Annotated in this window: 13 protein-coding genes and 1 pseudogene; 7 read left to right on the forward strand and 7 right to left on the reverse strand. The window is 71.9% G+C overall.

Features of this window, described 5'->3' with window-relative positions; all coding sequences use genetic code 11:
- Window positions 1-26: 26 nt before the first annotated feature.
- Complete coding sequence (locus ACZ7GZ_RS07915; RefSeq protein ID WP_471021923.1) at window positions 27-458, reverse strand: hypothetical protein; 432 nt, start codon at window positions 456-458, stop codon at window positions 27-29.
- A gap of 95 nt (window positions 459-553) precedes the next feature.
- A complete protein-coding gene (locus tag ACZ7GZ_RS07920) occupies window positions 554-1,213 on the reverse strand; it encodes a chaplin (protein WP_471021924.1) in 660 nt (219 codons plus the stop codon).
- 284 nt (window positions 1,214-1,497) lie between these two features.
- Here ACZ7GZ_RS07920 and ACZ7GZ_RS07925 point away from each other — a divergent pair, with 284 nt between their 5' ends.
- Both ACZ7GZ_RS07925 and ACZ7GZ_RS07930 read left to right on the forward strand, forming a co-directional pair.
- Complete coding sequence (locus ACZ7GZ_RS07925; protein ID WP_471021925.1) at window positions 1,498-3,108, forward strand: alpha/beta hydrolase; 1,611 nt, start codon at window positions 1,498-1,500, stop codon at window positions 3,106-3,108.
- Between the two features lie 130 nt (window positions 3,109-3,238).
- A complete protein-coding gene (locus ACZ7GZ_RS07930; protein WP_471021928.1) occupies window positions 3,239-3,763 on the forward strand; it encodes a DUF4232 domain-containing protein in 525 nt (174 codons plus the stop codon).
- On the opposite strand, the gene asnB is transcribed toward ACZ7GZ_RS07930, so the two are convergent.
- Window positions 3,756-5,597, reverse strand: coding sequence for an asparagine synthase (glutamine-hydrolyzing) (asnB, locus tag ACZ7GZ_RS07935; protein ID WP_471021929.1), 1,842 nt, complete (start codon window positions 5,595-5,597; stop codon window positions 3,756-3,758). The genes ACZ7GZ_RS07930 and asnB overlap by 8 nt on opposite strands.
- Window positions 5,598-5,939: 342 nt before the next feature.
- Window positions 5,940-6,428: pseudogene (locus tag ACZ7GZ_RS07940) on the reverse strand (alpha/beta fold hydrolase); the annotation flags it as partial.
- A 156-nt stretch (window positions 6,429-6,584) separates the two neighbouring features.
- Between ACZ7GZ_RS07940 and ACZ7GZ_RS07945 the strand changes: the two are divergent.
- Window positions 6,585-7,679 (forward strand): baeRF3 domain-containing protein, encoded by a 1,095-nt coding sequence (locus ACZ7GZ_RS07945; RefSeq protein WP_471021930.1) that lies wholly within the window; start codon window positions 6,585-6,587, stop codon window positions 7,677-7,679.
- Window positions 7,680-7,775: 96 nt separating this feature from the next.
- Window positions 7,776-8,801 carry a Gfo/Idh/MocA family protein gene (locus tag ACZ7GZ_RS07950; protein ID WP_471021932.1) on the forward strand — a complete coding sequence of 342 codons (1,026 nt, stop codon included), beginning with the start codon at window positions 7,776-7,778 and terminating at the stop codon, window positions 8,799-8,801.
- Here ACZ7GZ_RS07950 and ACZ7GZ_RS07955 read toward each other — a convergent pair.
- Together ACZ7GZ_RS07955 and ACZ7GZ_RS07960 are read right to left on the reverse strand one after the other, a co-directional pair.
- Window positions 8,791-10,815 carry a phosphocholine-specific phospholipase C gene (locus tag ACZ7GZ_RS07955; protein ID WP_471021934.1) on the reverse strand — a complete coding sequence of 675 codons (2,025 nt, stop codon included), beginning with the start codon at window positions 10,813-10,815 and terminating at the stop codon, window positions 8,791-8,793. The genes ACZ7GZ_RS07950 and ACZ7GZ_RS07955 overlap by 11 nt on opposite strands.
- A 131-nt stretch (window positions 10,816-10,946) precedes the next feature.
- Entirely contained in the window at window positions 10,947-11,363 is a 417-nt protein-coding gene (locus ACZ7GZ_RS07960) for an SsgA family sporulation/cell division regulator (protein ID WP_471021936.1), read from the reverse strand.
- A 349-nt stretch (window positions 11,364-11,712) separates the two neighbouring features.
- On the opposite strand from ACZ7GZ_RS07960, the gene ACZ7GZ_RS07965 reads away from it, so the two are divergent.
- Complete coding sequence (locus tag ACZ7GZ_RS07965) at window positions 11,713-13,140, forward strand: PP2C family protein-serine/threonine phosphatase (RefSeq protein ID WP_471021937.1); 1,428 nt, start codon at window positions 11,713-11,715, stop codon at window positions 13,138-13,140.
- Between the two features lie 63 nt (window positions 13,141-13,203).
- Here the strand turns inward: ACZ7GZ_RS07965 and ACZ7GZ_RS07970 are convergent, their stop codons facing one another.
- Window positions 13,204-14,697: a DNA-binding protein NsdB gene (locus tag ACZ7GZ_RS07970; protein WP_471021939.1), complete on the reverse strand. Its 1,494-nt coding sequence runs from the start codon at window positions 14,695-14,697 to the stop codon at window positions 13,204-13,206.
- Window positions 14,698-15,032: 335 nt separating this feature from the next.
- Here ACZ7GZ_RS07970 and ACZ7GZ_RS07975 point away from each other — a divergent pair, with 335 nt between their 5' ends.
- Both ACZ7GZ_RS07975 and ACZ7GZ_RS07980 read left to right on the forward strand, forming a co-directional pair.
- Window positions 15,033-16,178: an aminoglycoside phosphotransferase family protein gene (locus ACZ7GZ_RS07975; protein ID WP_471021940.1), complete on the forward strand. Its 1,146-nt coding sequence runs from the start codon at window positions 15,033-15,035 to the stop codon at window positions 16,176-16,178.
- 259 nt (window positions 16,179-16,437) lie between these two features.
- Entirely contained in the window at window positions 16,438-18,405 is a 1,968-nt protein-coding gene (locus ACZ7GZ_RS07980) for an N-acetylmuramoyl-L-alanine amidase (RefSeq protein ID WP_471021941.1), read from the forward strand.
- Window positions 18,406-18,413 lie beyond the last annotated feature (8 nt).

Here is an 18,413-nt window from a genome sequence, read left to right on the forward strand (position 1 = left end):
TCCTCGTGATCGCGGCGGGCTGCGGATCACTGGCGGGTGGCCACGCCGGTGAACGCATTGCGCAGGGGAAGCACCGTCGCCACGACGAACAGCCCGAACAGGGTGATGGGCAACAGCCCGACCGGCTGCAGCAGTTGCACCGGGTCCGCCTTCACCCAGGACCAGTTGACGTACCAGTTGGCGAGGACGTCCAGCGTCATCACGCCGCCCGCCACCCAGACGGCCGAGGGCCGCGCCCGCAGGGTCAGGACGACGGCCAGGGGGTCGAGGACGACCAGGGCGACGAAGAACACCTGCAGCGGGAGCGGGCCGAAGCCGGAGTAGGCGTGGACACCGCCCCGCAGCAGGCAGAGGACATGGGAGCAGGTCCCCTCCAGGAATCCGCCGACGTACACCACGAGAGCCCAGCGCGCCCGGCGTGGCAGTGCCCGCCATCGCTCGTGTGTACCGTCCGCCACCTGGTCAACTTACCGCGCCCTGTGACACCGCCGGCCCGAGGGCGGTGCGGACCCCACCGGGCCGTTGTCCGGTGGGGCGTTTCCGCGGGTGGCGATCAGTTGGGGCGACCGGAGCGGAAGCGGCGGTAGAGGGCCGTGCCCGCGAGGAGGAGCGTGGCGCTGCCGGCGACGGCCGGGGCCGTCACGTCCATTCCGGTGTGGGCCAGCGCCGCCGACTGCGCGACGGGGTGTGCGCGCGGGCTGGGATGGTGCTTCGCGGGGGCCGGCGGCTTCGGGGCCGGGGTGCGCGGACGGCGGGGGGTGCCGGGCGCCTCGCCGTTGACGGACTGGTTGCCCTCAGCCGGGTTGCCCACCCCGACCACGTTGACGCTGTTTCCGCTGACGTTGACCGGAAGGCCGACGGGGAGCTGGATGTCGTTGCCGGACAGCACGCCGGGCGAGTCCTGCGCGCCGCCGTGTGCGGACGCGCCGCGGGACGTGGGCGACCCGCCCTTGCCGGTGCCGCGGTTCGCGCAGGCGTTGCCGGCGGCCGGATTGAGCAGCCCCACCACGTTCAGGGTGTTGCCGCACACGTTGACCGGCACGTGCACCGGGAGCTGGATGCCGTTGCCGGAGACCAGCCCGGGCGAGCCGCCCGCGGAGCCGTCGGCGCCCGCGCCGTCGGCCGCGAAGGCGGCGGACACCGGCAGCGCCAGGGCCATAGCCCCGGAGGCCGCGGCGACGGCGATCACACCGTTTCGGGTAGCCCGTCTCATAGGTTCCCTGCCTTCCAGACGTCGTCGCGGGCACTCACCCGCACCACATAGAACGCAGGCGAACCATCCGAGTTATGGCTTATCGGTCTTTCACCCCGTCGAGCGACACTGTTATCGAACTGCATGTAAAGCCTCTCAATGATCGCCAACGGGCACGGAGGGCGCGAAGCGTACGGCACCGGGCGCCGTGCCGCTCGTCCGGAGGCGGGTCCCCGGGGGCCCGCTTATGGTGAGTCGAGGGCGCCGTCCCCCCGGTCCGCGACAGGCGTCCCGGGAGGCGATCGATGCTGGCCAAGCTGTCCAGACGGCCCACCGTGCGGCGCTGCGCGGGCGCCGGGGCCCTCGCCCTGGCCCTGCTGGGTGCCGGGCTGCCCCGGGCCGGTACCGACCGGCCGCAGCCGCAGCCCGACCTGTCCCGGTTCTACCGGCAGAAGGTGACGTGGGCGGCCTGCCAGGGCCCGGACATGCCGAAGGACCTCCAGTGCGCGAAGGTCACCGTCCCGCTCGACTACGCCCGGCCCCGCGCGGGCACCCTCGACGTGGCCCTCGCCCGCTATCGGGCGACCGGCACGTCACGGGGCTCGGTGCTGCTGAACTTCGGCGGCCCGGGCGGCGCGGGGATACCCGAACTCGCTTCTGACAGCAAGGAGTTCATGGATCTGACCAACGGCTACGACGTGGTCACCTTCGACCCGCGCGGAGTCGGCCGGTCCTCCCCCGTCAGCTGCGGCGAGGGCGGCGACGAGGCCGCGGACGCGACCGGCGGCCACCCGGACCTCGCCCATCCGCAGGCCCTGCTCACGAAGTTGCGGAAGGCCGCCGACGAGTGCGCCCGGCACTCCGGTCCGGTGCTGCAGCACATCGGCACCGTCAACGCCTCCCGCGACCTGGACGTCATCCGCCAGGCCCTCGGCGACAAGAAGCTCAACTACCTCGGTTTCTCCTACGGAACGCGGCTCGGCGCGGTCTATGCGGCGCAGTTCCCGGACAAGGTCGGCCGGCTCGCCCTGGACGGCGTGGACACCCTGACCGAGCCGCTGTCCGAGCAGGGGGTGGCCGGCGCCCAGGGGGAGCAGACCGCGCTGGACGATTTCCTGGACTGGTGTACGACCGACGTCGCCTGCCCGTTCGGGCAGGACCGGCGTGCGGCCGGGGAGCAGGTGACCGGGCTGGTGCACTCGCTCGACGAGCACCCGGTCCCGATGGACTTCGGCGGTACGTTCTCGGGCCAGGACCTGGTGGGCGCCATCGGCCAGGCCCTCTACAGCAAGGACCTGTGGCCCGCCCTGGAGCGGGCCCTGGCCTCGCTGACGGAGAACGGTGACACGCGGGGCGTGCTGAACTTCGCCGGCGGCGGCGCCGCTCCGTCCCGGGAAGGGCACCCGGAGAACGGCGGTCTGGTCGATCCGCAGAACGTACCCTCGGACAACCTGGCGTCCGCGCTGATGGCGGTCAACTGCGCGGACGACCCCGACCGGCCCGACGCGGCCCAGCTCACCAAGGACCTCAGGAACCTGCGGTCCGCCTACGACAAGGCCTCCCCGGTCTTCGGCCGCTACCGGCTCGCCCAGCTGCTCATGTGCTACGGCTGGCCCAGGGGCACCGACTTCATCCGCGACCGGGTGAAGGACGTCCACTCGGCGAAGATGCTGCTCGTGGGGACGCGCGGCGACCCGGCGACGCCGTACCGGTGGACCGTGGAGACGGCCGCACGGCTCGGCCCGTCGGCCGTGGTGCTCGACAACAAGGGCGACGGCCACACCGGGTACGGCTCGTCCAAGTGCGTCCACCGCAAGGTCGACGACTTCCTGCTCTACGGCACCCTGCCGCCGAGCGGCAGCTCCTGCCCGGCGGACGGCGACGACTGGAGCGGCTCCGCGAACACCGCCGACTGATGACAGCGGCGACGCAACCGGGTAACAGGTGCGAATCCGGCACAACCTCGCGCGCATCCCGGCCGTCACACTGGGCAGGCGTGCTCAGGCCGCCACATCCCGTTCGTGACCAGGACAGGGGGAGCCCGTCATGCGCATCCGCGCCGCCATCGCCGTACCCGCCGCCTCCGCCGCCACGGCGGTCCTGCTGCTGACCGCGCCGCAGAGCCAGGCCGCCACGGACCACGCCCGGCCGGTCCGCTGCACCGAGACGTCGCTGACGGTCCGGGCGAAGGCCGCGGCCGGCGACCCGACCGTGGTGCGGGTGAGCGTCACCAACCGCGGCGCCCACGCGTACGTCGTCGACCGTGTGCCCACGGTGACCTTCGGGGACCTGGACGGTGCCGCCCTGCCGACGCCGAAGGGCGGCACCGGCAGCTACCGGCTCGCGGCGGGCCGGACCGCCTACGCCGACGTCCGGACCATCGGCGACCCGGCGGACCCGGAGGCCCGCCGGGTGGACACCGTGACCGTGGCCGCGTCTGCCGCGCACCGGGGCCGCTCCTTCACCGCCGCGCGGCTCGGCACCGGGAGGCAGGTCCTGGTGTGGGAGCCGGTGACGACGTGGTGGCAGCCCACGGCGGCGGCCGCGGACCGGGCCGTCGGCCTCAGCTGAGCGTCACCTCGGGGGAGTAGAGCTCCAGCCACCGCGCGAGGTCCAGGGTGCGTTCCAGGCCTCGCCGGGCCGCCTGGGTGCTGACCGGCTCCTCGCGTTCGGCGGCCCGGCGGAGCCGGTCACGGTCGACGAGGTCGAAGACCTGGTGGGAGGGACGGGACAGCAGCTCCTTGGCCTGTTCCTGGAGGGCGCGGGCGTACCGCGGGTCCTGTGTGGACGGGTACGGGCTCTTGACCCGCTCGTACACCGAGCGCGGCAGGACGTCCGCGGCCGCCTCCCGGAGCAGGCTCTTCTCCCGGCCGTCGAAGGACTTCAGCGCCCAGGGCGCGTTGTAGACGTACTCGACCAGCCGGTGGTCGCAGAACGGCACCCGGACCTCCAGGCCGACGGCCATGCTCATCCGGTCCTTTCGGTCGAGCAGGGCGCGGACGAAGCGGGTGAGGTGCAGATGGCTCATCCGCCGCATCCGGTACTCGAAGTCGCTCTCGCCGTCCAGCCGGTCGATGGCGGCGACCGCGGTGCGGTAGCCGTCGGCGACATACCCCTCAAGGTCCAGGGACCTGCCGAGGTCGGCGCGCAGCACCTCCGCGTCGTCGCCCATGAGGCGGCCCATGCTGGCCAGCCAGGGGAAGGTGTCGGCGCGCCGCGCCTCCTCGTCGAAGAACTGCAGGTAGCCGCCGAAGACCTCGTCGGCGGACTCGCCGGACAGGGCCACCGTGGACTTCTCGCGGATGGCGCGGAAGAGCAGCAGCAGCGAGGTGTCCATGTCGCCGAACCCGGCCGGCAGATCACGGGCGCGGATCACCTGCTCGCGCACGGCGGGGTCGGCGAGGGCCTGTGCGTCGAGGACGATGTCCTGGTGGTCGGTGCCCGCCAGTTCGGCCACGTCGTGCACGAAGGGCGTGTCGGGGGTGCCGCGCAGTTCGTCGGCGACGAAGTTGTCGGTCTGGCCGACGAAGTCGACGGCGAAGCTGCGTACCTTCTCGCCCTGCTCGCCGAGTTGCCGGGCGGCGATCGCGGTCATCGCGGAGGAGTCGAGGCCGCCGGAGAGCAGGGTGCAGCGCGGGACGTCGGCGACCAGCTGGCGGCGCACGATGTCGTCGAGCAGCGAGCGCACGGTGGCGATGGTGGTGTCGCGGTCGTCGGTGTGCGGACGGGTCTCCAGCCGCCAGTAGACGCGGGTGGACAGGCCGGAGCGGCCGACGGTGACGACCGTCCCGGGTTCCACCTCGCGCATGCCGTCCCAGATCGCGTGTCCGGGCGTCTTGACCAGGACGAACAGTTCCCGCAGGCCGTTCAGTGCGACCCTGCGGCGGGCGAGCGGATGAGCGAGGATCGCCTTGGGCTCGGAGCCGAACAGGACGCCGTCGGGGGTGGGGTAGTGGTAGAACGGCTTGATGCCCATGCGGTCGCGGATCATCACGAGTTTGTCGTGGCGGCCGTCCCAGACGGCGAACGCGTACATCCCGTTGAGCCGTTCGGCGACCCCGTCACCCCATTCGAGGTAGCCGTGCAACACGACCTCGGTGTCGGAGTCGGTGGTGAACCGGTGGCCGCGGCCCTCAAGTTCCCGGCGCAGCTCGGTGAAGTTGTACGCCTCTCCGGAGTACACCATGGCGACGGTCCCCTCGGCGGTGTCGAGGGACATCGGCTGCCGGCCGCCGGGAAGGTCGATGATCGCGAGTCGGCGGTGTCCGAGGGCGGCCGGGCCCTGCACCCAGGTGCCGCGGTCGTCCGGTCCGCGGCAGGCCATCGTCTCGGTCATCGCATGCAATGTGGTGGCCTCGGTGGTGAGGTCACGGTCGAAGGAGACCCATCCGGTGATGCCGCACATGCGCTACCTCCTGCCTCCGGCGCGAGACCGGCTCCCCCGCTCACCTCGGCCTCCCCAGGTGAACCAGGGACCGGTCCGCAAACCAGTTGTATCTAGCACCTATATGGCCAGGCTCCGGCAGTTGCCCGAGGCAGTCAACTCGGCGGCGACACGGACGCCCTCCCCCGCCCCCATGGTTTCGGCCGTGTTTTGCTCGCGTGACATCCCGCGCGGCCCGCGCCACCGGGCCGGTCCCGTCAGGAACCGGCCACGGGCAAAAACTTCCTCAAACACCCAGGGGTCAGACCTCTTCGGTCACGAACCGATCCAGAACGGCGGTCAGCTCGGCCGGCTTCTCCAACGGCGCGCACGCGGATGGCCGGGCGCGAAGGCGCGCTGGATGTTGGCGGCGACGAACAGCTTGTACGGCACGAGGGTGGAGGCGGCCATGAGCAGCCCCCGGCCACGGCTGTACGTCATCCGGCCGATGGACCCCACCAGCGCCATCCGCTCCACCCGCTCGGGATGGGCCAGCGCGATGGTCTGCGCGATCATCCCGCCCATCGAGTGGCCGACCGGCACGAACCGTTCGACCTTCAGGTGATCGAGCAGGGCGAGGACGTCCTGGGCCAGCTCCGCGATGGTGCGCACCCCGGCCCCGGTGCTCTCGCCGTGCCCGCGCAGGTCCAGCCGGACCACCCGGCGCCCCGGTGAGAAGTGCGCGACCTGGTGGTCCCAGCGGTGCCGGTCGGCGGTCCAGCCGTGAATGAAGACGAGGGGCACCCGCGGTGCGTCACGGGGACCCTCGTCGTCGTACGTCAGGGCCGCTCCGTCGAGTTCGAGCTGCGGCATGTCTGGCCTCCGGGGGTGCGCCGCGATCGGTTACTGGCCGGTACGGTAACGGTCCGCGGGGTGTGGCGTCACCGTGGTGCGGCAACGACGTTCACAGGAGCTTCGGTCTGGATTACCCCGAATGCCGGACATGTGAATCCGACCTATCGTGCTGTCATGGAGCACGCACTGAGTCCCGCGACCCTCGCCGAACTCCGGCGCCCGCGTCCGTATCCGGCGGTGTCGGTGCTGACCCCGACACACCGCCGCGAACCCGAGAACGGGCAGGATCCCGTCCGGCTGCGCAATGTGGTCACCGAGGCCCGCAGACGTCTGGAGTCCGACCCCGCCGTCACCCGTGAGCGGCGCAACGAGGTCGTGGCGCAACTCGACCGGGCGCTGGCGGAAGTGGACCTGGCGCACGCCGAGGACGGCCTGGTGATCTTCGCCGCCCCGGGCGAGCACCAGGTGTGGTCCCTGGCCCGCACCGTCCCCGAGCGGGTGGTGCTCTCGGACACCTTCCTCACCCGCAACCTGGTCGCCGCACAGGCCGCCGGACGCCCCTTCTGGGTGCTGTCGGTCTCCGCGGACCGCGTCACCCTGTGGAGCGGCGGCGACGAGCGTGTGGTGCAGGACCGCTCGGGCGGCTTCCCGCTGGAGCGCAGACAGGAGAACTTCGATCCCGAGCGCCAGATGCGCACGGGCGGCCTGCCGAGCACCTTCAGCGACGAGGGCACCCGGCAGTTCCTGCGCGAGGCGGACACCGCCATGAACACGATCCTGCGCGACCAGCCCCGGCCGCTGTACGTCACCGGCGAACAGGCGGCCCTGTCCCTGCTGGAGGAGGTCGGCAGCGTCGCCAAGGCGGCCGTCCACGTCCCGCACGGCGGCCTCGCGCACGCCGGTCCCGAGGCGGTGTGGCAGGCACTGCGGCCGGTGCTGGAGGCCGAGGCCCGCAAGGGCACCACGGACGTGGTCCGGGAGCTGACCTCGGCACGCGGTCACCGGACCTTCGCGGCCGGTCTGGACGAGCTGTGGCAGAGCGCCCGCGAGGGCCGGGTCCGGCTGCTCGCCGTGGAGGAGAACTTCCGGGCGGCCGTCCGCGACCTCGGCGAGCATCTGGTGCCGGCCGGGCCCGGCGAACTGGACGCCCACGATGACATCGTGGACGAGATCGTCGAGCAGTGCCTGGAGACCGGCGCCGACGTCCGCTTCGTGCCCGACGGCACGCTGGGCGACGCGAACGGGATCGCCGGAGTGCTGCGGTACTGAAACCGACCCCAGGCAGCGGTGTCCCGGCGGGCCCCCGGCAGCGCTCCCTGCGCGGCGTACGCTACGGCGTGATCGTCGGCGTAAGGGAGCGCACGCGTGGGTGACCTGCTGGGAGTGGCGGTGCTGGGTGCCGGACACATGGGGGCCGACCACATACGACGTCTCGAACAGGTGGTCAGCGGAGCCAGGGTCGCGGCGGTGGCCGACCCCGACGTCGAGCGCGCCAGGGAGGCCACGGCCGGCCTCGACGGGGTCACCGTGCACACGGACCCGGTCGCCGTGCTCGACGCGCCCGGTGTGGCCGCCGTGCTGATCGCCTCCCCCGGACCCGCCCATGAGGAGGCCCTGCTCGCGGCCTTCGCCCGTGGGCTGCCAGTCCTGTGCGAGAAGCCCATGGTGCCGGACTCCACCGGTGCGTTGCGGGTGGTGGAGTCCGAGGCACGGCTGGGCCGGCGGCTGGCGCAGATCGGCTTCATGCGCCGCTACGACGCCGAGTACCGCCGCCTGAAGGCGCTGCTGGACGGCGGTGGCCTCGGCCGCCCGCTGATGCTGCACTGCACCCACCGCAACGTCTCCTCCCCCGGCCACTTCACCAGCGCCATGCTGATCAACAGCTCCGTCTCGCACGAGATCGACGCGGCGCGCTGGCTGCTGGGGCAGGAGCTGACGGCCGTGACCGTGCTGCGGCCCACGCCGTCCGCCGGTGCCCCCGAGGGCCTGCTCGACCCGCAGTTCGTGCTGTTCGAGACCGAAGGGGGCGCGCTGGTCGACGTCGAGGTCTTCGTGAACTGCGGCTTCGGCTACCAGGTGCGCTGCGAGGCGGTGTGCGAGAAGGGCAGCGCGCGGATCGGCGACGGGCACGCCATGGTGGTCACCAGCGCGGGCAGCGCCCGGGAGGAAGTGGCGCAGGACTACCTCGTCCGCTTCGCCGACGCCTACGACCGCGAGGTGCAGGCCTGGGTCGACGCCACCCGGCGGGGCGAGGTCACCGGTCCGACCGTCTGGGACGGGTACGCCGCCTCCGTCGTCGCCGAGGCCGGGGTCCGGGCGCTCGAGACCGGCGGCCGGGTGGCCGTCGGCCTCGCCCCGCGCCCGGACCTGTACGCCGCGTTCAGCCGCTGACGCTCGCGGCTCCCGTCTCCAGGTGGCCGGTGAACCGGCGCGACCAGGTCGCGTCGGAGTCGACGGTCACCGTGAAGTCGTACCAGCCGTTCTGGTACGCGACGGCGTTGAAGAAGTCCTCCGTCGAGGCACCCGCGGCGACGGTGTACGTCCAGGGGCCGTCACTGCGGTAGTGGTGGGAGGTGATCGTGAACCTCACCGACGACGTGCCCGAGTTGGCCATCTTGAAGTAGAGGGCGAGCTTGCCCGTGCCCGGCTCGACCGCGTACCGGGTGCTCACCTCCGCCGCCTTGCCGGCCTTGGTGGCGTCGCCCTGGAAGCGGCGCAGGAAGCGGTTGGGGCCGACCATGGTCAGGTCGTACTTGCCGTTGCCGTAGCCCGTGCCGATGCCGAAGGAGTCCGAGGCGGTGCCGCCGGCGTCGACCGTGTACTGCCAGGGGGTGGTGTCGCGGTAGGCGTTCGGATGGATGGAGAAGTGGGCGGCGCGGGAGGCCGGGCTGCCCTGGTTGGTCATGGTGAACCAGGCGAGGATCTTGCCGGCGGCGCCGAACTCCAGGTGGTCCAGGTAGCCGTTGGGCTGGTAGGGCAGCGGGCGGGCCGGACGGGTACCGGGCTCCTGGGCGGGCAGGGCGTTGTCCGTCGGCACCGGGTTGGGCAGCGGGCCGCAGGTGTCGATGCCGATGACGCCGGTCGAGGGCAGGGACACCGGGCCGGGGACCGGGTGGGCGAAGTCGAAGACGCCGGTGAGGTCGCCGCTGACCTTGCGCCGCCAGTCGCTGATGTTCGGGCACTCGGCCGGCTTGCCCAGCGCGGTCGTCCAGGTCTCCAGGAAACGCAGCACCGAGGTGTGCTCGAAGACCTCGGAGGACACCCAGCCGCCGCGCGTCCAGGGCGAGATCACGATCATCGGGACACGGAAGCCGAAGCCGTACGGCACGCCGTTCAGGAACTCCCCGGCCGTTCCGGCGGGCGGTGCCGGCGGGGGCACGTGGTCGAAGTAGCCGTCGTTCTCGTCGTAGTTGAGGAACAGGACGGTGGAGTCGAAGACGTCCTGGTCGGCGGCGAGGGCCTGGTAGACGAGGTTGACGAAGTGGGCACCGTCGCCGGGCGGGGCGTAGGGGTGCTCGGAGAAGGCCTGGTCGGGGACGATCCAGGAGACCTGCGGGAGGGTGCCCGCGACGACGTCGGCCTTGATGGCCGCGGCGATGTCGTCGGGGGTCGAGCCGGTCGTCCTCGGTACCGAGGACATGCCGCGGTCGTACAGCGGGTCGCCGGCCTTGGCGTTCGCGAAGTTCTTGAAGTAGGCGCAGCCGTTGTCACCGTAGTTGTCGGCCGCGTTCTGGTAGACCTTCCAGGTCACTCCGGCGGCCTGCAGCGCCTCGGCGTAGTTCTGCCAGGTCAGGCCGGACTCGTCACCGCCGTCGTAGGAGGAGGAGTCGACCTTGCCGCTCCACAGGTAGGTGCGGTTGGGGCCGGTCGCGCTGAGCGCGGAGCAGAAGTAGGCGTCGCAGATGGTGTAGTTGTCGGCGAGCGCGTAGTGGAAGGGGATGTCGGAGCGGTCCAGGTAACCGAGCGAGCGGACGTTGCCGACGCCCGCGACCCAGTTGTCCATGCGGCCCTTGTTCCATGCCGAGTGCTGCGAGGACCACGAGTGGGGCAGGTCGCCGTTGCACTGGGCCAGGGTCTCGCCGTCCTTGCCGCCGGCCGACGGTGTCGCGCTGAGCTTCCACGGGTACTGACGGCCCGTCCCGTTCGGCTGGTTGAAGACCGGGTAGCCGCCGCCGAGGGTGATGCCGCTGCGGTCGTCGAAACCGCGCACCCCCTTCAGACGGCCGAAGTAGTGGTCGAAGCTGCGGTTCTCCTGCATGAGGATCACCACGTGCCGCACATCCTTGATCGTGCCGGTCGCCGTGGTCGCGGCAGCCGCCGTTGTGCGCGTGCCGGCGCCCAGCGCCGCACCCGCCGCCACGGAGGCGCCGAGACCCACGAAGCCTCTTCGGCTGATCGGTGTCATTGGCCCCGTCCTCGTCACCGGAGTGCCCCTGCGGCACACCGCGCGCCAGGGTGCCCGCGGTGGTGCTCAGGGGTCCATACCGGTGCGATGAGGCGGAGATGAACAGCAGTCGAAGTGGTCCGCGGTTCCCCTCATACCCCGCCGAACAGGGCACTCAGCCCCCGCTCCACCACCCCGGCCAGGTCCTCCTGCCCGGCCGCCACCGCCGCGTAGGTGCGCAGCAGGAAGCGGCGCAGCGCCGAGGCGGGGAACTGCAGCAGAGCCACGCCGTGGGGCGAGTGGAACTCCACGACGGTCCGGGTGCGGCCGTACGGCCATATCTGTACGTCCCCATGGCCGGCCGGGGCCCGCAGGCCCTGGTCGAGCAGGGAGCGCGCGAAGATCCAGGTGACCTCCTCGCCTTCCAGGGCGGCCTCGGCGGGGAAGTCCACGCGGACGGCCAGGGGGTCGTCCGTGGTGTAGCGCAGCGTGGCCGGCACGGGGATCTCCAGGTCGTCGGCGGTGATGAGCCGGGCCTGGGCGGGCTGTTCGACTGTGATGGAGTCCATGCCCTTATGGAGTCTTCGGGGGCACCTCGCATGCCGCCAAATCCGGTCAGACTTCGTCGTGTACAAGACGATCGGAGTACCCACGAACACAGGAGCGACGAACAAATGACTGAGCGCCGTAGGAAAACGTCCGCAATTAGGCAACTCCCGTAGTCCGTCTACGACTTAGGCCACCGGCCGCGTACATGATTCATGCGTCGGGAACACTCCGGGAAGACTCTGGCATATGCCGGAAGCACCACCGTATCGTGTGTTGCCAATTCCCTTACGGGCCGTCGCGGGCTGTGCGAGAGTCGTAACGGTCCCCCCGGTCCTTCCCCGGCCGTATCGTCCCCCATCGGAGTGCGTCATGCCGTCCCCAGTCTCCGCGGACCACCCAGCCGCCCAGCCACCCGGACGCGGCACGGTCGAGGCGTTGATCACGCAGACGCGACGGCTCAAGGGCGACGTGGACGCCGTACGGCGCGACACCCGGAGCGACGGCGCGGACCCGGAGGAACGCTGGCAGCGCGCCCTGTACGACCTCGCGCTGCACCAACTGCACGACCTGGACACCCACTTGGCCCAGCTGCGGGACGGCCCCGAAGCCGAGCCCGCCGTCCCGGCCGAACCGGTCGAGCCGCCGGGGCCGGCGGCCGGCCCGGGCGGCTCGCTGCTCAGCCGGGTCGGCAGCGCGGAGTGGAACCTGCTCACGGACGAGGCGACCTGGTCCGGGGAGCTGTACCAGATCCTCGGCCTCGCCCCGGCCGCCCCCGCCCTCACCCTGGACGAACTGCCCTCGCTGGTCCTGGAGGAGGACCGGCCGGGGCTGACCGCGATGGTCACGGACTGCCTGGTCGACGCCAAGCCGATCGACGGCGAGTTCCGGATCGTCCGGCCCGACGCCTCCGTGCGGACCGTGCACATGATGGGCGAGCCCGTGCTCGGCGCCGACGGCAGCACGACCTCCATGTGGGCCGTGCTGCGGGACGTCAGCGAACTGCGCCGCTGCCGGCGGACGGTGAGCGAGACCCGTGACTCGCTGCAGCGCCACCGTCGGCAGGAGCAGACCGAGCACCGGATCGCGGCCGAGCTGCAGGATGCCGTGCTACCGCCATGGCGCGGCTCCCTGCGGCTCCCGCACCAGGGGCCCCGCACCCTCGACCTCGCCGCCCGCCGTCTGACCGCGACGGCGACCACGCCGCTCGGCGGCGACTGGTACGACGCGCTGGAACTGTCCGACGGCGAGACCCTGCTCAGCGTCGGCGACCTCACCGGGCACGGGGTGGCCGTCGCCACCGGCATGGCGACGCTGCTCGGTGCCGTACGCGGCATGGCCCTGGCCGGCACCCGGCCCGGTGAACTGCTCGGCATGCTCAACCAGTTACTCGACGCCACCGTGCAGCCCGCCCTCGGCAGCGCTGTCTGCTGCCGCTACCGGCCCGACACCCGCACCCTGGTCTGGGCGCAGGCAGGGCACCCCGCCCCGCTGCTGTACCGCGACGGGACGGGGCGCGTGCTGAACGCACCGGACGGTGTCCTGCTCGGCGCCACCTCGGGCGCCGTCTACGGGCAGGCCGAGGCGACCCTGGAACCCGGTGACCTCCTCCTGCTGCACACCGACGGGGTGGTGCCCGGACACAGCCCGGCCGACGCCGTGGAGCGCCTGCTCGACCTCGCCCCGCGGTTCGGCGCGGCGCGCACCGCGCAGGACTGCGTACGGACGGTGGTCGAGGAGTTCGGCGGAGCCGGACGCGAGGACGACGCCTGCGTGCTCGTCGCCAAGGTCACCGCATGAGCTGAACGGCGAGTTCGTCGAGGTGGTGGGTGAACCGGCGCACAGGCCCCCGGGCCCGTGCCCTCACGCCTGTGCGCTGCTGCCACCCTTGCCCCGCGGCTTGGGCAGGGCGAGCCGGATCTCCTCCCGCAGTTCGTGGATCCCCGGATAGCCGGCGTACTCCGCGGTCAGCCGGTACATCTGACGCAGCCGGTCCCAGGTGCGACGGGAGGAGTTCGACCCCATCGACATCAGGGCCAGCCGTGCGTAGCGGTCGGCCTGTTCGGGATCGTCGGCGATGAAGCAGGCCGAGGCCATGGACAGATGGTCGAAGATCTTCGACCGCTCCCGGCCGTCGACGCGCAGGGCCAGGGCCTTCTCCGCGTAGTGCTGGGCGTGTACGGCCGCGCCCGGGTCGAACTCCGCGAGCGTGCGGTAGGCGAGGGCCTGCATGCCGTACAGGTCCTCGTCCTTGAAGGTCTGCATCCAGTCCGGTGTCCGCGCGTCCTGGCGGTCGGAGACGAACAGGTCCTCCGCCTGGCCGAGGGTGCGGCGCATCGCCTGGCCCTTGCCCATCGACGCCTGCGCCCAGGCCTCGATGGTGTGGAACATCGCCTTCGTGCGCGGCTGCAGACGGTCGCCGGCGCCGGACTGGGCGAGCTTCATCAGGTCCAGCGCGTCGTCGGGCCGGCCGAGGTGCACCATCTGCCGGGCCGCCCGGGACAGGGCCTCACCGGCGCGCGGCCGGTCCCCGCCCTCGCGGGCGGCATGGGCGGCGATGACGAAGTACTTCTGCGCCGTGGGCTCCAGGCCCACGTCGTGGGACATCCAGCCCGCGAGGACGGCCAGGTTGGCGGCGACGCCCCACAGGCGTCGCTGGAGATGGGGTGGGTGGTGGTAGGCGAGCATGCCGCCCACCTCGTTGAGCTGGCCCACGACCGCCTTGCGCTGAAGCCCGCCGCCACGGGCCGCGTCCCAGGCACGGAACACCTCGACCGAGCGCTCCAGTTCCTCGATCTCCTGCGACCCGATGGGGGCGGCCTCATAGCGGTCGAACCCAGCGGGGTCGGCGTGCAGGGGATCGTCGAGGACAGGGGCGTCGGCCTTCAGGGTGGGGTCGGTGTGCAGCCAGTCGTACATGGCGCTGCTGAGTGTGGATCCCGCGGCGAGCGCGGCACCCGCGCCCACCAAGCCGCGTCGGTTGAGCATGAGGTCCATTCCCGTGAATTCGGTGAGGACCGCGGCGGTCCGTTCGGGCGCCCACGGCACGCCGTCGGGATGTTCCTCGATCCCGTCGCCCTGCCGTTTCCCCGCGCGCCCGTGCCGCACCAGACCGAGGTCCTCGATGGTCACGACACGGCCGAGACGCTCGGTGAACAGAACCGCCAGCACCCGCGGTACGGGATCACGCGGGATCTCTCCCATGTCGATCCACCGACGGACCCGGGAGGTGTCGGTCGACAGCTGGGGGTGACCCATGGCCGCCGCCTGCTTGTTGACCAGCCTCGCGAGTTCACCCTTGGACCAGCCGGCCAGGCCGAACAGGTCCGCAAGGCGGGTGTTGGGTTGTCCGCTCACGTCAAGCCCCCAGGTTCTCGGCTGAGTTGACAGTAGCCCCGTGGAGGTTGCCGGGCGACTATTCGCCAGGGTTCGCCAGGGTCCGCCAGATGGTGTGCCACTGGGCATCGGGTGTCGAGTAGGAACGCGCCACCCCGACCCGGTCGCAGCCCGGCCTCGTCGAGCTGACGGATGCATTCCCCAGGGTGCACCCGAGCGGCCGGGCCGGGCAGGCGCACGCTCGCAGTGCATGCGATCGGAGTACGGGCTCCTGGAGCGACCGGCCCCGCGCACGTGCGCCGAGCACGGAACCACAAGGCAGGCACCGCAGGCACACGAAGGGATCTGTATCTCCCATGTACGCAGCATCGTCCTCCGTGTCCGCCCCGCCACGACCGCTGCGCTCCCGCCCGGCGGGCGGCGGACCGTACCTCGAGCCGGTGGCGCGACCGGGCGGACCCGTGCCGGTCGCCGGCCGGCCCCGGAGGTTCCCGGGCCAGCCCGGTACCCAACCGCTCAGCGGAAGACTCGACTTGTCCGGTCCCCAGGGCGCACAGCTACGCACCGCGATCGCCTCGGTGCACCGGATCTGTCCGGAGTTCGCTCCGGTGCAGGTGTTGCGGCGCAGCGGACGGTCCGTCCTCCTCGTCGGGACGACAGGGCGCAGCACGGCCGTGGCCAAGTGTCTGCTGGACCACTCGCCCGCCTGGGCCGAGCGGTTCCGCCACGAGATAGCCGCATACCGCTCGTTCGTCCGGCACCGGCCACCGGTCCGCGTGCCCCGGCTGATCGCGGCGGACCCGGACAACTGCACACTGGTGATCGAGCGTTCGCCGGGCCGGGTGGCGGCGCTGCAGCGGCATCCGGCCGAGGCGCCGCCCCGCGCGGACATCCGGGCCGCGCTCGGCGCGATCTGCCGGTTGAACGCCTGGCGGCCCCCGGCGGGCACGTTCGAGATGCCGCTGGACTACGGTGCCCGGATCTCCCGGTACCACGAGCTGGGCCTGCTCACCGACCGGGACCTCGGGGACCTGCAGAAGCTGCTGCACGGCATCGCCCAGGAGGTGGGCCGCCACGGCATGCTGCAGTTCTGCCACGGCGACGCCCTGCTGTCGAACATCCTGCTGTCACCGGCCGGTCCAGTGCTGGTGGACTGGGAGCACGCGGGCTGGTATCTGCCGGGGTACGACCTGGCGACGCTGTGGCTGGTCCTCGGGGACGCACCGGCGGCCCGGCGGCAGATCAGCCAGATCGCCCAGTCGGCGGGCCCGGCCTCCCGGGACGCCTTCCTGGTGAACCTGATGCTGCTGCTGACCCGGGAGATCCGTACGTACGAGACGGCCGTGCAGCGTTCGATGCACGAGGCGGCTCCGGCGGCACCCGTCCCGGCCCAGCCGGGTGCCGCGCCGTCCGGCGAGGAACAGCGGCTGCTGCTCAGGCGGCTGCACGACGACTGCCAGATGGCCCGCAAGGCCGTCCGCGCGGCGGTCGGCACTCGCTGACGGGTACGAAGGTCCGCGGTGCGCCAGAGCGGCGGCGCACCGCGGACCTTCGTATGTCCGGGCCGGCTGTGGTCACTGGTGTACGCCAGTGACGCCCCGCAGGCCCGCGCACCGCCGCCGCGAAACTCGCCGAAACCCCTCCGTGACAAGGCAAATCACCGTCCTGACGGCATCATTGACGGATCGTCGGCAAGCCGGTACCACTGACCCAGCCCGGCGCCGCACACCCCGCCACGCCCGCCCGTCACAGGAGGCCGCATTGCGAGGTTCCGCCACCGACCCCACGTCCACACCCGGCCACAGACACCTGCGGCGGGCAGCCGTCCCCCTGGCCTCCGCGGCCCTGCTGCTGCCGCTGCTCGGCGCGGCTCCCGCCCCGGGCGCCTCGGACTCCACCGACCAGCTGCAACAGGCGTTCGCCGCCGCGGCGGCCGACTACCACGTACCACAGAGCGTCCTGCTGGCCGTCTCCTACCTCCAGTCCCGCTGGGACCGGCACGCGGGCGCGCCCAGCGTGACCGGCGGCTACGGCCCGATGCACCTCACGGACGCCCGGACCGCGCTCGCCACCACGGAGCACCTCGCCGAGGGCACGGGGGACGCCCGCGGCGACACCGCCCGCGCCGCCCTGCACCCCGACGTCAAGGTGCCGGCCGTCTCGACGCTGCCGCCCCGCCTGAAGACGCTGCCGAAGGCGGCGGAGCTGACCGGCCTCCCGGCCGAGGAGCTGCGCACCGACCCGGCGGCGAACGTGGCCGGCGGTGCCGCCCTGCTCGCCGCCGCGCAGAAGGAGCTGGGCGAGCCGCTGAGCGCCGACCCGGCCGACTGGTACGGCGCGGTGGCCCGTTTCTCGGGCGCCGACGACACGGCGACCGCGGCGGCGTACGCGAACGACGTGTACGACGTCCTGCGCACCGGCGAGGAGCGCACCACGGACGACGGCCAGCTGGTCGCGCTGGCCGCCCAACCGGAGCTGACCGCCGACACCGCCCAGCTGATCCGGGCCGGCCTGGGCACGCTGCCCACGGACGGCGTCGAGTGTCCGCGGTCGGTGTCCTGCGAGGCGGTCTGGGCGCCGTACGCGCAGTTCGGAGACGACGACTACGGCAACCACGACCTCGGCGACCGTCCGGTGTCGCAGCGCATCGCGTACATCGTCATCCATGACACGGAGGGTGTCTGGGACGGAGTGCTGAATCTGATCCAGGACCCCACCTACGTGTCGTGGAACTACACCGTGCGCTCCACGGACGGTCTGATCGCCCAGCACGTCAAGGCGAAGGACGTGGCCTGGCACGCGGGCAACTGGGACGTCAACGCCCGGTCCGTCGGCATCGAGCATGAAGGTTTCCTCGCCAACCCGGACGCCTGGTACACGGAGGCGATGTACCGGTCCTCGGCCCGGCTGGTGAAGTACCTGAGCCAGAGGTACGACATCCCGCTGGACCGGCAGCACATCCTGGGCCACGACAACGTGCCCGGTCCGACCACGTCCACCATCCCCGGCATGCACACGGACCCGGGTCCGTACTGGGACTGGCGGCACTACTTCCAGCTGCTGGGACACCCGTTCAAGCGCACGGCCGGCAGGTCGGCCGGGCTGGTGACGATCCTGCCGGACTACGCGGCGAACCAGCCGGCGTACACCGGCTGCACCACCGGCGGTGCCGCGTGCCCGGCACACGGCTCCAGCGAGGTGCGCCTGTACACGGACCACGACGTGAACGCGCCGCTGGTCAGGGACATCGGTCTGAAGAAGGACCCGACGACCGACGTGAACGACCTGTCCTCCCGGGTGTCCACGGGCCAGCAGTACGTGGTGGCCGACTACTGGGGCGACTGGACCGCGATCTGGTACCTGGGCCAGAAGGCCTGGTTCGAGAATCCACGCAAGGCACCGACGGCGGTGCCCGCCAGGGGCCTGGTGATCACGCCGAAGGACGGCCTGGCGAGCGTCCCGGTGTACGGCCGCGCCTACCCGGAGAAGGAGGCCTATCCGGCGGATGTCCCCGCCCAGCCGGTCGTCCCGCTGCCGTACACGATCCCGGCCGGGCAGAGGTACGTGGTCGGTGACGCGGTGCCGGGCGAGTACTACTACGCGGTCACCTTCACCACGGACTCGCACCGGGTCGTGGTGGGCAAGGACCTGTACTACGAGATCCAGTACGGCCATCGGGTCGGGTTTGTGCGCGCCGCGGACGTGACCGTGGAGGACTCGACGGACTAGCCGCGCGC

The organism is Streptomyces sp. NPDC037288, from assembly GCF_055603265.1.

Bases quoted from the DNA above. Each gene is read 5' to 3' on its own strand.
- asnB (WP_471021929.1), bottom strand. From the start codon at position 5,597: ATGTGCGGCATCACCGGATGGGTCTCCTTCGACCGTGACCTCACCACC.
- ACZ7GZ_RS07960 (WP_471021936.1), bottom strand. From the start codon at position 11,363: ATGGACTCCATCACAGTCGAACAGCCCGCCCAGGCCCGGCTCATCACC.
- ACZ7GZ_RS07975 (WP_471021940.1), top strand. From the start codon at position 15,033: ATGTACGCAGCATCGTCCTCCGTGTCCGCCCCGCCACGACCGCTGCGC.
- ACZ7GZ_RS07965 (WP_471021937.1), top strand. From the start codon at position 11,713: ATGCCGTCCCCAGTCTCCGCGGACCACCCAGCCGCCCAGCCACCCGGA.
- ACZ7GZ_RS07945 (WP_471021930.1), top strand. From the start codon at position 6,585: ATGGAGCACGCACTGAGTCCCGCGACCCTCGCCGAACTCCGGCGCCCG.
- ACZ7GZ_RS07930 (WP_471021928.1), top strand. From the start codon at position 3,239: ATGCGCATCCGCGCCGCCATCGCCGTACCCGCCGCCTCCGCCGCCACG.
- ACZ7GZ_RS07955 (WP_471021934.1), bottom strand. From the start codon at position 10,815: ATGACACCGATCAGCCGAAGAGGCTTCGTGGGTCTCGGCGCCTCCGTG.
- ACZ7GZ_RS07920 (WP_471021924.1), bottom strand. From the start codon at position 1,213: ATGAGACGGGCTACCCGAAACGGTGTGATCGCCGTCGCCGCGGCCTCC.
- ACZ7GZ_RS07925 (WP_471021925.1), top strand. From the start codon at position 1,498: ATGCTGGCCAAGCTGTCCAGACGGCCCACCGTGCGGCGCTGCGCGGGC.